Genomic DNA, 12,140 nt, shown 5'->3' with positions numbered 1-12,140 from the left:
ACGTCCTTATCGGATAGGTTCGTGAACGGTGACCAGCTTCGTCCCGTCCGGAAAAGTCGCCTCAACCTGAATGTCGTGGATCATCTCGGCGATGCCGTCCATGCACTGCTCGCGCGTGATGACTTCCGCGCCGGCCTTCATCAGCTCGGCCACCGAGCGGCCGTCACGAGCGCCTTCAATGATGAAATCCGAGATGATCGCAATCGCCTCCGGATGATTGAGCTTAACGCCCCGTTCGAGGCGGCGGCGCGCGACGATGGCGGCCATGGAAACCAGGAGCTTGTCTTTTTCACGGGGAGACAAATTCATGCGCGCAATATCCGGTTTGTCTGAATTCTAGTTGAGCCAGAGTCGCGGCAAGCCCGAAGGGCTCACACGATCCAGCACTTTCATCATATCCGCGCGAAGGCGCGCGGCATCATGTGCGCAGAAGCGCGCCATTGCAAACCCGTTCCATGCGGAGACTCCGACTTCAGCGCCGAAGGCATCGGATGCTTCGCGCACGCGCTCGACAATGGCTTCATCGCCCGGCACGATCAGCGCCGTCCCGATAGCGGCGCCCCCCCTCGCCACCGCGCGACTGGCCAGCTTGCCTGCAATGTCGCCGTCAAGACGAACGGTTTCGGCGAACGCCAGCCTGCCGCCAATCCGCATCCGCCAGCGATCGACAAAGCTGCCGCGCGTCATGAGCTCGCCCATGGCGGCGCGCCCGAACACGACGATTTCGCACAACAGAAGCGATGCGCTCTGCGCCACATCGATATCGATCCGCCGCAGCACGCGCGCCTGATCGAACAGGATCGTTTCCTGAGGCAGCCAGCAGAGCCGTGCGTCGGCCCCGGCGCGCAGCGCGATGTTCACCAGGGCGTCGGGCCCATGGGAACGGTAGATCTTTTCGGCGGCCGCCGTGGTCACGGTGAGATGGGCACCCTCCCCGGCGGCGATATCGATATCGAAGCGATCGCCGCCCGCGACCCCGCCAGCGGTGTTGACGAACACCGCGGAAAGCCCCTGCTGCTCCGGCGACGGAAACCGCACACGGAGCGAGCCTTCTTCATGCAACTGGCGGCGGCGCGTAGCGCCATCCTTCAGATGCACGTCGAACTTCACCGCACCGACCGCACGGTTGGCCGCGAAGGTCTCAGACACCGCCTGTGTGATATCGGCCCGCATCAGCCTGCCAGTCCCTGCAAAATCCCGCGCGTTACAGCGCCATCTGGCGGCTGATCTCGGCGGGATCAAGATTGCTGCGGTCGCAGGTGAATTTCACCGCACCGCGATCCATGACCGCGAAATTGTCGCCGAGCTCGCAGGCAAAGTCGAGATACTGTTCGACCAGAACGATGGCCATGGTGCCCAGGCTGCGCAGATACGTAATGGCCCGGCCGATGTCCTTGATAATGGACGGCTGAATGCCTTCGGTCGGTTCATCGAGCAGCAGAAGCTTTGGCCGCATCACCAGCGCACGGCCGATCGCCAATTGCTGCTGCTGTCCCCCGGAGAGATCGCCGCCGCGCCGCCCCAACATGGTTTGCAGAACCGGAAACAGCGAAAACACATCGTCGGGAATGGTGCGGTCGTTGCGCTTCAGCGGCGCGAAGCCGGTCCTGAGGTTTTCTTCCACCGTGAGCAGCGGGAAAATCTCACGGCCCTGCGGCACGAACGACATGCCCTTGCGCGCACGTTCAAACGGCTTCAGGTCGCCGATGTCGGCCCCATCGAACGTGATCGACCCGTCCTTGATCGGATACTGCCCGACCATCGCACGCAGGAGACTGGTCTTGCCGACACCGTTGCGCCCCAGCACGCAGGTGACCTTGCCCGGCTCCGCGGTCAACGACACGCCACGCAGCGCCTGCGCCGCGCCGTAGTAAAGGGTGATGTTGTTGACGTTCAGCATGAGCGACCTCCGGTCGCGCGAATGGCGAATGGCGAATAGCGAATGAACAGAGCTTCAAAACACATCGTCTCACCCGTTCTCCATTGGCCACTCACTACTCGCTATTCGCCTCTACCGACCCAAATACACTTCGATGACACGCTCATTGGACGATACCTGATCCAGCGTGCCTTCCGCGAGAACCGAACCTTCATGCAGACATGTGACGCGAACGCCCAGTTCGCGCACGAACGTCATGTCGTGTTCGACGACAACAACGGTCTTTTCCTTGTTGATCTCTTTCAGCAGCTCGGCGGTCTGATGAGTTTCGACGTCCGTCATGCCCGCCACCGGCTCGTCGACCAGCAGCAATTTGGGATCCTGCGCGAGCAGCATGCCGATCTCGAGCCATTGCTTCTGCCCGTGCGACAGCGCTCCGGCGAGGCGGTCGCGTGAATCCCTCAGACGGATCGTCTCCAGCACCCGGTCGATCCGCTCGCTCTCATTCGGCGTCTCGCGCCAGAACAGCGTGCCGCGCACGCGATGATCGACATTCAGTGCCAGCAGCAGATTGTCCTCGATGGTCTGGCTCTCGAACACCGTCGGCTTCTGGAATTTGCGGCCAATGCCAAGCTCGGCGATCTGCGTCTCGTCGAGCCGAGTGAGATCGGTCTTGCCGTCGAACAGCACATCGCCTTCGTCCGGCCTGGTCTTGCCGGTGATGATGTCCATCATCGTGGTTTTGCCGGCACCGTTGGGGCCGATAATGGCCCGCATCTCGCCCGGCGCAATCGTCAGCGACAGGTTGTTGATGGCGTGGAAGCCGTCGAACGAGACGTGTACCCCATCGAGGTAGAGCATGGCCGAGGTGGCGCGGGTGTCCATGACGTTCATGTGCCTTACTCCGCGAGACCGGGTTTGAGGCCCGGCTTGGTCACACCGTCTTCCGCCGCAGCACTGATCTCATCGGCAGCGAGTTGCTCACGCCGGCCCGCCCACCAGTCCTTGATGGTGCCGACGATGCCTTTTGGCAGCAGCAGCGTCACCAGAATGAACAGCGCACCCAGCATGAACAGCCAGTACGGTGCGAGCACGCCGGACGTGAACACCGTCTTGGCATAGTTCACGACGATGGCGCCGAGTGCAGCGCCGGTCAGCGTGCCGCGGCCGCCGACCGCGACCCAGATGACGGCTTCGATCGAGTTACCCGGCGCGAACTCGCCGGGATTGATGATGCCGACCTGCGGCACATAAAGCGCCCCGGCGACACCGGCCATGCAGGCCGACAGTGTAAACACGAAGAGCTTGTAATTCTCGACGCGGTAACCCAGGAACCGCGTGCGGGATTCCGCGTCGCGGATCGCGATCAGCACCTTGCCGAGCTTGGAGGTGACGACGGCGCGGCAGATCAGGAACGCGAGCGCCAGCGCAATACAGGACAGGACGAACAGCACGGCACGCGTTCCCTGCGCCTGCACGTTGAAGCCGAGGATGTCCTTGAAATCGGTCAGGCCATTGTTGCCGCCAAAACCGAAATCGTTGCGGAAAAACGCCAACAGCAGCGCGTAAGTCATCGCCTGCGTGATGATGGAGAGATACACGCCGGTGACGCGAGAGCGGAACGCGAGCCAGCCGAAGCAGAAGGCAAGTAATCCCGGCACCAGCAGCACCATCAGCGCCGCGAACCAGAACATGTCGAAGCCGTACCAGTACCACGGCAGCGCCTTGTAGTTAAGAAACACCATGAAGTCCGGCAGCACGGGGTTTCCGTAAACGCCGCGCGAGCCGATCTGCCGCATCAGGTACATGCCCATCGCGTAACCGCCGAGCGCGAAGAAAGCGCCGTGGCCCAGCGAGAGGATGCCGCAATAACCCCAGATCAGATCGATCGAGAGTGCAAGGATGGCGTAGCAGAGATACTTCCCGAACAGCGCCATCAGATAGGTCGGCACCTGCAACGGCGAGGACGCAGGCAGCAGCAGGTTCGACAGCGGCACGAAAATGCCGACCGCGGCGACGATCAGCAGAAAGATCGTCGCGCTCTTGTTGAGCGAACGTGTGAGAATGTAGGGCATCATCGGCGCGACCTCTGCAATGTAGCGAGGCGCGCTCCCCTCCCCCTTGCGGGGAGGGGTTGGGGGTGGGGGTCAACGAGACCGGGGCTCGCGGTTACCCCCCTCCCCGACCCTCCCCCGCAAGGGGGGAGGGAGATCGTCTGCGACGCGGAGCAAAATTCGATAGCAAACATCATCATGCTTCCACCGACCGGCCCTTGAGCGCGAACAGGCCGCGCGGCCGCTTCTGGATGAACAGGATGATGAGCACCAGAATGGCGATCTTGCCGAGCACCGCGCCTGCCACCGGCTCGAGGAACTTGTTGGCCATGCCGAGTGTCAGCGCACCGACCAAGGTGCCCCAGAGATTTCCGACGCCGCCGAACACCACCACCATGAACGAGTCGATGATGTAGCTCTGGCCGAGGTTCGGGCTGACGTTATCGATCTGCGACAGCGCCACACCCGCAATGCCGGCGATGCCCGAGCCGAGACCGAAGGTCAGCGCATCGACGCGCGAGGTCGCGATGCCCATCGACGCCGCCATACGGCGATTCTGTGTGACGGCGCGCATTTCCAATCCGAGGCTGGTGAAACGCAGCATACCGAGCAGAATGAAAAACACAGCAATGGTGAAGACCACGATCCAGAGCCGGTTGTAGGTGATCGTCATCTGGCCGATCTCGAACGCGCCGCTCATCCAGGACGGATTGCCGACTTCGCGATTGGTCGGGCCGAACATGGTGCGGACCGCCTGCTGGAGCACCAGCGACAGCCCCCAAGTCGCGAGCAACGTCTCCAGCGGGCGGCCGTAGAGAAAGCGGATGATGGTCCGCTCGATGATAACGCCGATGATTCCCGCCACGAGAAACGCGAGCGGCACGGCGATCAGCAGCGAGTAATCGAACAGAGCAGGATTGGTGGTGCGGATCAGTTCCTGAACCACGAAGGTCACATAAGCCCCGATCATTACCATCTCGCCGTGCGCCATGTTGATGACCCCCATCACCCCGAAGGTAATGGCGAGGCCGATGGCGGCGAGCAGAAGCACCGAGCCGAGCGACAGGCCGTACCAGGCATTCTGAGCGGTGGCCCAGATCGCAAGCTTGCTCTGGATCGAACTGATGGCCGCGGCGGAAGTACGTCCCAGCGCGGACGATGGATCGAACGACAGGCCGGTCAGCAGCGCCAGCGCTTCCTGATCACCGCGGTCGCGGATCACCGAGATCGCGTCGAGCTTGTCGGTTTCGGAAGACTTCGGATCGAACAGCACGATCGCGGCCTTGGCTTCGGCAAACGCCCGCCTTGCGCCGCTGTTGGTTTCCTTCTGCAGCGCGCCATCAATAACAGGCAGGAAGGCCGCGTCGTGACTCTTGAAGACCGATTGCGCCGCCTGAATGCGCCTTGCGGGATCAGGCGACAACAGCGTCAGTCCACCGAGCGCGGCCTCGACGGTGCGGCGCAGGCGATTGTTGAGGCGCACGGCCGCCGCCCCCGATGGCGCCGTCGCTGCCTCGCCGGTTGCAGCGTCGCTGACCTTGCCGTTCTTGTCCTTGACGAAAACCTTCTTGCTCTGCGGATCGGCCAGCAGGCGGCCGTCCTGAAGCGCGTCGATAATCGGGAATGCCAGCGGATTGCCGCTGGTCGCGAGCGCGCCGACGGCGGCTTCGGTATCGGAAAATGAATCGTTGGCGAATTGCGCGACGGCGTCTTCAAAGGGACCAGCCAGCACCGGCACGCCCGAGACGATAATCAATATCAGCGCAATAGCCGCCGCACGGCAGCGATGAAGGAATGAAGGAAACACGTGACAACCCCGGCAGAGGTGAGAGGAAGGCGGCGACGGCCGCCGCCTTCCGGTCGTTTCAGGTCAGAACGTGATGCCCTTCAGGATCATCACGCCAGGTGACGGTATCAGGACCCCTGACCGCCGCACTTGTTGGTCTTGGTGTTGAAGTTGCCGCACTTCTTGCCGACCCAGTCGCCGATCAGGTCCTTGGAGCCGTCGAGCTCCTTCGACCAGGCGTCGCCAGCAACGAGGCCCGGGGTCTTCCACACCACATCGAACTGACCGTCAGCTTTGATTTCGCCGATGAACACAGGCTTGGTGATGTGATGGTTCGGGAGCATTTCCGACACGCCGCCGGTGAGGTTCTTCGCCTTGGTGCCCGGAAGGGCGTCGATGACCTTGTCAGCGTCAACCGAGCCGGCCTTCTCGACCGCCTTCACCCACATGTCGAAGCCGATCACATGCGCTTCCATCGGATCGTTGGTCACGCGCTTCGGGTTCTTGGTGTAGGCCTGCCACGACTTGATAAAAGCCTCGTTCTCCGGCGTCTTGATCGACTGGAAGTAGTTCCAGGCGGCGAGATGGCCGAGCAGCGGCTTGGTGTCGATGCCGGCGAGTTCTTCTTCACCGACCGAGAACGCAACAACCGGAATGTCGGTCGCCTTGATGCCCTGGTTGCCGAGCTCCTTGTAGAATGGCACGTTGGCGTCGCCGTTGATGGTCGAAACCACCGCCGTCTTCTTGCCGGCCGAGCCGAACTTCTTGATATCGGCCACGATCGTCTGCCAATCGCTGTGACCGAACGGCGTGTAGTTGATCATGATGTCTTCAGCCTTGACGCCCTTCGACTTCAGATAGGCTTCAAGGATTTTGTTGGTGGTGCGCGGATAAACGTAATCGGTGCCGGCCAGAACCCAGCGCTGCACCTTTTCTTCCTTGGCAAGATAGTCCACCGCAGGGATCGCCTGCTGGTTCGGCGCCGCACCCGTGTAGAACACGTTGCGCTCGCTCTCCTCGCCTTCGTACTGCACCGGATAGAACAGGATCGAGTTCAGTTCCTTGAACACCGGCAGCACGGACTTGCGCGACACCGAGGTCCAGCAGCCGAACACCACGGACACCTTGTCCTTGGTGATCAGTTCACGGGCCTTTTCCGCGAACAGCGGCCAGTTCGACGCCGGATCGACAACGACGGCCTCAAGTTTCTTGCCGAGAACGCCACCCTTCTTGTTCTGCTCATCGATAAGGAAAAGCACGGTATCCTTCAGCGTGGTTTCGCTGATGGCCATGGTTCCGGAAAGCGAATGAAGGACGCCGACCTTGATGGTCCCCTGCGCCTTTGCCCCGCCAACCGTGGCGAGACCCAAAAAAAGACCTGCAGTTGCGGCCAGCCATTTACGGCGGCTGAACGGTGCAACTACGGTGTTGCTGAAATGCGTAGTCATGCGATGTCATCTCCCTGACGCAGACGTGAAACGCTGTGCGACGGCCTTCGGCCGGCGGCGTTAAGGGAATCGCAAGAACTATGCCATGGGATAGATTCACCTAACATTCTGATTTTGTAGATATAAATTCGATTTCAGATCGACGCACGCTTCATCTGCCCATTCTTCAATCAGTTAAGCTGACCTCCTTTTCATCACATGCATAAATAACAAGCAAAAATTCAACATTGTCTACAATTCAAGCACAAATCGACCCGATCGGGCTCACCCTCGGGACATCCGAGCTACCACCACCGCCCTCCGGTCGATTTCACCTTGAAAGCGCCGTGTTCCTGCTCCATATGAGCGCCACGACCTTGAGAATCATCGGGTCTTTGCGAGCCGCGTGTACTGATCCCGTTTACGGTTTCTGGCTTGCCCCTTCAGCTAACCAAAACCGACGCCCCAGACACGCGGGTGTCTCCGACACCCGCCCGCACCTGGCAATCTGCCGGGCGCGCGTTGCGACTCATAGAAAGATACCCTTTTGACCTCCTTTCAGGATTTCGGCCTCGCCGATCCAATCTCGCGTGCTCTTAAAGAAGAAAATTACGTCACGCCTACCCCCATTCAGGCCCAGACCATTCCCATCGCGATCACCGGACGCGATGTCATCGGCATCGCCCAAACCGGCACCGGCAAGACCGCGTCCTTCGCGCTTCCGATCCTGCATCGCCTCCTGGAAAACCGTATCAAGCCGCAGCCCAAGACCTGCCGCGTGCTGGTGCTGAGCCCAACCCGCGAACTCTCCGGTCAGATCCTCGACAGCTTCAACGCTTATGGCCGGCACATCCGCCTGACGTCGGCGCTGGCAATTGGCGGCGTGCCGATGGGCCGCCAGGTCCGCTCCGTCATGCAGGGCGTCGAAGTCATGGTGGCGACGCCAGGACGTCTGCTCGACATGGTCCAGAGCAATGCCCTGAAGCTCGGGCAGGTCGAATTTCTGGTGCTCGACGAAGCCGACCGCATGCTCGACATGGGCTTCATCAACGACATCCGCAAAATCGTCGCCAAGCTGCCGATCAAGCGCCAGACGCTGTTCTTCTCGGCGACCATGCCGAAGGACATCGCCGATCTCGCCGACCAGATGCTCAACAATCCAGCACGTGTCGCCGTGACGCCGGTTTCTTCCACGGTCGAGCGCATCACGCAGAAGGTGCTGCAAGTCGATCACTCGGCAAAGCCCGCCATTCTGGCGCAACTGCTCAAGACCGAACCGGTCAATCGCGCTCTGGTGTTCACCCGCACCAAGCATGGCGCCGACAAGGTTGTGAAAGGCCTTGTGAAAGCGGGGATTCCTGCTGAAGCCATTCACGGCAACAAGTCGCAAAACCATCGCGAGCGCGTACTGGCGGCGTTCCGCACCGGCGACATCCGCACGCTGGTGGCGACCGATATCGCCGCGCGCGGCATCGACGTCGACGGCATCAGCCACGTCATCAACTTCGACCTGACCAACGTGCCGGAAACCTACGTTCACCGCATCGGCCGCACCGCGCGAGCCGGCGCGGACGGCACCGCGATTTCTCTGGTGGCCGGCGGTGAGGAACTCGGCTATCTGCGCGACATCGAAAAGCTGATCCGCGTATCCCTGCCAAAGGAAGACCGCCGCACGCCGGGACATCAACAGCGTCCCGCAGCGGCTGCGCCCGCTCAGCACCACCGTCCGGCACGGTCCGGCCCCCACAACGGACACAGCCCGCGTGCAAATGACGGCGCTCCCGGATCGAAAGGCCCGCGCCGCCGCCGCCGCCCGGGCGGGGGCGCTCCCGCGCAAGCACACCGCTTCGAGGGCTCTCGCCACGAGCCGTCACAGGGCGGCAAGGGCGAAGGTATTCAGGGCGTCGCCTTCTTGCATCGTGAAAGCCGTCCGGCGCAAAATCGGCCCAATCGGAATCAGCGCCCGCAGCGGTCCTGAACCGGACCTGCGGACACAGAAACAGAGACCTTGATTTAGAGGATTTGGAGACCCCTATGGCCAAAGAAGAGTTGATCCAGTTCGAAGGGCTGGTGACCGAAATTCTTCCCGACGCACGCTATCGCGTCCAGCTTGATGCCGGACATGAGATCGTGGCCTACACCGCCGGGAAGATGAAGAAGAACCGCATCAAGACATTGGCGGGCGACCGGGTGACCATCGAAATGTCACCTTACGATCTCGAGAAGGGCCGCCTTATTTTCCGGCACAAGGACGAACGTCCCGGCGGCGCCGGCGGTCCGCCCCGTGGCACTCCGCCGCGCGGACAGTTTCGCCGCAGGTAAACGGATTTCTCCGCATCATCCGGATCGCGCATGGCACGCGTCATGCGCGATCCGGCGCTTCCGAGGCACGCTGGGCGGGCATCAAAAATCCGCACCCGTCAGGATTGTTTTGGGGGCCATTTTCACGTAATATTGAAAGATCGATCTTCGGCCGGACGACCTAGCTATCCACCGGTACAGCCGGTTTAGACGCTGACGACCTCATCCAAATTTCGATCTCACCAGCCCATTTAGACGTGGGCTTTGACTATATCTATCTTGAGAAGGACTACCTGCGTGAGCATGGGAACAGTGAAGTGGTTCAACGCGACTAAGGGTTACGGTTTCATTCAGCCTGACGATGGCGGAAACGACGTATTCGTTCACATCAGCGCCGTCGAGCGCGCTGGTCTGGGAACGCTGCGCGAAGGCCAGAAGATCAGCTACGAAATCGTCGCCGATCGCCGTTCGGGCAAGTCTTCGGCCGACAATCTCCGGGCCGCCGGCTAACTGAATTTCTAGCGGCTCACGCTGCGGGAATTTCGGAAACCGAGAAATCAAATATCGAAAGGCCGTGCGAACCGCACGGCCTTTTGTTTTGCCGAGTGAGCGCGATCGGAAAAGCAGTTCCGCAGTCAGCTCGAATAAGTAACCGTTTCGGACTGGCGAGGCCGCGTGTAACAGTCTTCAGACAGCGGCACGTTGGCCTTGATGATGTATCCGGTGATCGGCGTGAAGGTGTAAGTGACCTCGCTCCAGATCAACTGCGTGTTCGCAACAAGAAGATCAGCCGGGATCGTGGTAATGACCGTATCCTTGGCGTAACCGGCCGTGACCGTGACAGAGTTGGCGCCGTTGACGGCGCCGGAATAGCTCCAGACCACCTTTGCCTTCTTCGATGCATCGATGCTAACCGCCGAAATCTTCTGCGTCATCGTCGACGGTGTGACTGCATAGGGCGTCATGATGGCGCTGCCCATCTTGAAAAAGTTCGAGATGTCCGTGGACGTGACTTTCGTGCCCTGTGAGACAAGGTCGGAGAGAGTGCGTGCGGTCAAAGTTACCTTGCGATCGATGGCGACGCCGCTCGCCACGTCGATCATTCCGAACAGCAGTGCCAGCATCAGCGGAACGATAAAGGCAAATTCCACCGCGGCCACGCCGCGCTTGTCCTTGTTGAACCGGACGACAAGCCGTCGGCCGCGGCGAGCGTTCTTGAAAAGTGAAATCAGCTTCATGATTGTTGATCCATCAAGGTTCGACGCGGAACGCCGCGGTCGCCGCCAGGAGGCGTTTGCTGCTCGACGTGTTGCGCCCGATATTCGCGATGTTGTAGCCGAGCCCGGTCACGAACATCGGCCATTGATAAAAGGCGCGAACGACAACCGTGGCCGGACTGCCGGCGGGCGCCGTCTGATAGGTGAAGTTATTGACGAAATTTCCCGATCCATCGATCGGGTCGGTGATATTGACCGTAGCGCCTTCTGCAAATGACTTCACATCGACATAGACGCCGTCGCAACTGAACATCACGCTCACGCGATTGCAAAGATCCTGCTTGAACTGGGCCTGTGTCATGCCGGCATCTTGCGCCTGATGCGTCAGCATCAATCGCGCGGAGTCCTGCGTGCCGGTCTCCAGAATCTGCGCCGCGAAAAATACCAGCGCCGTTTCCATAATTGCAAACAGCATCACAAAGAAAAGCGGAGCGACAAACGCAAATTCAACGGCTGCCGACGCGCGCCTGTCGCGGCGAAACCGGCGCAAAGCCTTGTTGATGGCGTTCATGGATGTCGCGGGGGGGCGCATCGGACTATCCTCAGCATGCAGCGGAAATAACTACCGCTGAGAATAGCCAACAGAGATTGTCGAATGCTTGCGCCTGATTCGAACAACATGCGGCGCGGGATTAACCGGTTGTTAACGAATCAGCCGCTGCTTCGGCGTCAGGGCCGGGCGCCGGCGGCGCTGGCCTGGTTGTTCAGGACGTTGGTCTGGCCGAGGGCGGTCTCAAAATAGGTCCGCCCGTCGCCGAGAGTCACCCGCCGCTGGCAATCGGGAGTGCAGCTGTAGGATTCACGATCCAGGCCGCGATAGACGGTGACCATCTTGTCCGCCGGGCCTTCGACCTGAATGGAACGGCTGGCCAGAACCTCGCCGGCGCGGTCCATGGCGATCATGTTGGTGGAGCCGTAACCCTTGCCAGTGACAACGACCATGCCGCCGGGCTGAAGATTAACGTCTGCGATCAGGGGATTTCCGACCACGATGGTCGCGACCTTTTCGGGGAGTTTGACCACCTTTGCCTGATCGACGAAGACCGCCACGGATTCATCGCCGGTGCCGGCGAATGTCGCGATCGGGCACATCAGGAACCCGGCAACGAGAAAGCGCAGCGCTACGGCTTTATGCGCGTAACGGCGAGAGACATTGATCGACATACTTTACTCCGGGGCGTGTACAAGCCGGCAAAAGCGATACGCAGCGGTGCCGGCGCCCGACATGGCAAATCTGACGTTAATTGATGAATGAACTGCAAACGGCGTAGCGGCTATGGCATCCAGCCGGAACGGTTCGCTTGCCATCCTGAGTGCAAGTAATTGCAGATTGTTTGTTAATCGGAAACTTACCCCCCCCCTCGCAGCGGAGTTGGTTTTCGGCGATCGAATTAAGGAATTGGAACATTTGCCGAC

General features: G+C 60.7%; 13 protein-coding genes. 3 read left to right on the top strand and 10 right to left on the bottom strand.

Annotated elements, in window-relative coordinates:
- Positions 1-6: 6 nt before the first annotated feature.
- The 7 genes from AC1Q6J_RS11990 to urtA all read right to left on the bottom strand — a co-directional run bounded on the left by AC1Q6J_RS11990 (position 7) and on the right by urtA (position 7,167).
- Positions 7-309, bottom strand: a complete 303-nt coding sequence (locus AC1Q6J_RS11990; RefSeq protein ID WP_492279545.1) for an urease subunit gamma — start codon at positions 307-309, stop codon at positions 7-9.
- A 27-nt stretch (positions 310-336) separates the two neighbouring features.
- Entirely contained in the window at positions 337-1,173 is an 837-nt protein-coding gene (locus tag AC1Q6J_RS11985) for an urease accessory protein UreD (RefSeq protein WP_492279544.1), read from the bottom strand.
- 31 nt (positions 1,174-1,204) lie between these two features.
- Positions 1,205-1,900: an urea ABC transporter ATP-binding subunit UrtE gene (urtE, locus tag AC1Q6J_RS11980; RefSeq protein ID WP_492279543.1), complete on the bottom strand. Its 696-nt coding sequence runs from the start codon at positions 1,898-1,900 to the stop codon at positions 1,205-1,207.
- 111 nt (positions 1,901-2,011) lie between these two features.
- Positions 2,012-2,773, bottom strand: a complete 762-nt coding sequence (gene urtD / locus AC1Q6J_RS11975) for an urea ABC transporter ATP-binding protein UrtD (protein WP_492279542.1) — start codon at positions 2,771-2,773, stop codon at positions 2,012-2,014.
- Between the two features lie 5 nt (positions 2,774-2,778).
- On the bottom strand, positions 2,779-3,957 hold the full coding sequence (gene urtC / locus AC1Q6J_RS11970) for an urea ABC transporter permease subunit UrtC (RefSeq protein ID WP_492279541.1): 1,179 nt from the start codon (positions 3,955-3,957) through the stop codon (positions 2,779-2,781).
- A gap of 172 nt (positions 3,958-4,129) precedes the next feature.
- A complete protein-coding gene (gene urtB / locus AC1Q6J_RS11965; RefSeq protein ID WP_492279600.1) occupies positions 4,130-5,686 on the bottom strand; it encodes an urea ABC transporter permease subunit UrtB in 1,557 nt (518 codons plus the stop codon).
- Between the two features lie 161 nt (positions 5,687-5,847).
- On the bottom strand, positions 5,848-7,167 hold the full coding sequence (gene urtA / locus AC1Q6J_RS11960; protein ID WP_492279540.1) for an urea ABC transporter substrate-binding protein: 1,320 nt from the start codon (positions 7,165-7,167) through the stop codon (positions 5,848-5,850).
- A 526-nt stretch (positions 7,168-7,693) separates the two neighbouring features.
- Here urtA and AC1Q6J_RS11955 point away from each other — a divergent pair.
- The 3 genes from AC1Q6J_RS11955 to AC1Q6J_RS11945 all read left to right on the top strand — a co-directional run bounded on the left by AC1Q6J_RS11955 (position 7,694) and on the right by AC1Q6J_RS11945 (position 9,957).
- Entirely contained in the window at positions 7,694-9,124 is a 1,431-nt protein-coding gene (locus AC1Q6J_RS11955; protein ID WP_492279539.1) for a DEAD/DEAH box helicase, read from the top strand.
- 56 nt (positions 9,125-9,180) lie between these two features.
- Positions 9,181-9,468 (top strand): translation initiation factor IF-1, encoded by a 288-nt coding sequence (gene infA, locus AC1Q6J_RS11950; protein ID WP_006022729.1) that lies wholly within the window; start codon positions 9,181-9,183, stop codon positions 9,466-9,468.
- A gap of 276 nt (positions 9,469-9,744) precedes the next feature.
- Positions 9,745-9,957: a cold-shock protein gene (locus AC1Q6J_RS11945; RefSeq protein ID WP_002714433.1), complete on the top strand. Its 213-nt coding sequence runs from the start codon at positions 9,745-9,747 to the stop codon at positions 9,955-9,957.
- Positions 9,958-10,082: 125 nt separating this feature from the next.
- Here the strand turns inward: AC1Q6J_RS11945 and AC1Q6J_RS11940 are convergent, their stop codons facing one another.
- The 3 genes from AC1Q6J_RS11940 to AC1Q6J_RS11930 form a co-directional block, all read right to left on the bottom strand.
- The gene (locus tag AC1Q6J_RS11940; RefSeq protein ID WP_492279538.1) at positions 10,083-10,685 is read right to left on the bottom strand and encodes a TadE/TadG family type IV pilus assembly protein; all 603 of its coding nucleotides are present in this window, start codon (positions 10,683-10,685) and stop codon (positions 10,083-10,085) included.
- A 13-nt stretch (positions 10,686-10,698) separates the two neighbouring features.
- Entirely contained in the window at positions 10,699-11,256 is a 558-nt protein-coding gene (locus tag AC1Q6J_RS11935) for a TadE/TadG family type IV pilus assembly protein (RefSeq protein ID WP_492279537.1), read from the bottom strand.
- 137 nt (positions 11,257-11,393) lie between these two features.
- Positions 11,394-11,888, bottom strand: a complete 495-nt coding sequence (locus AC1Q6J_RS11930; RefSeq protein WP_492279536.1) for a pilus assembly protein N-terminal domain-containing protein — start codon at positions 11,886-11,888, stop codon at positions 11,394-11,396.
- Between the last annotated feature and the right edge of the window lie 252 nt (positions 11,889-12,140).

Source organism: Afipia sp. MLSD5-FHT05B12, assembly GCF_058793355.1.
This window is presented reverse-complemented; position numbering and strand designations above follow the sequence as displayed.

Excerpts from the sequence above, each read along its gene's own strand:
- AC1Q6J_RS11990 (WP_492279545.1), bottom strand. The coding sequence starts at position 309 with ATGAATTTGTCTCCCCGTGAAAAAGACAAGCTCCTGGTTTCCATGGCC.
- AC1Q6J_RS11985 (WP_492279544.1), bottom strand. The coding sequence starts at position 1,173 with ATGCGGGCCGATATCACACAGGCGGTGTCTGAGACCTTCGCGGCCAAC.
- urtE (WP_492279543.1), bottom strand. The coding sequence starts at position 1,900 with ATGCTGAACGTCAACAACATCACCCTTTACTACGGCGCGGCGCAGGCG.
- urtD (WP_492279542.1), bottom strand. The coding sequence starts at position 2,773 with ATGAACGTCATGGACACCCGCGCCACCTCGGCCATGCTCTACCTCGAT.
- urtC (WP_492279541.1), bottom strand. The coding sequence starts at position 3,957 with ATGATGCCCTACATTCTCACACGTTCGCTCAACAAGAGCGCGACGATC.
- urtA (WP_492279540.1), bottom strand. The coding sequence starts at position 7,167 with ATGACTACGCATTTCAGCAACACCGTAGTTGCACCGTTCAGCCGCCGT.
- infA (WP_006022729.1), top strand. The coding sequence starts at position 9,181 with ATGGCCAAAGAAGAGTTGATCCAGTTCGAAGGGCTGGTGACCGAAATT.
- AC1Q6J_RS11940 (WP_492279538.1), bottom strand. The coding sequence starts at position 10,685 with ATGAAGCTGATTTCACTTTTCAAGAACGCTCGCCGCGGCCGACGGCTT.
- AC1Q6J_RS11935 (WP_492279537.1), bottom strand. The coding sequence starts at position 11,256 with ATGCGCCCCCCCGCGACATCCATGAACGCCATCAACAAGGCTTTGCGC.
- AC1Q6J_RS11930 (WP_492279536.1), bottom strand. The coding sequence starts at position 11,888 with ATGTCGATCAATGTCTCTCGCCGTTACGCGCATAAAGCCGTAGCGCTG.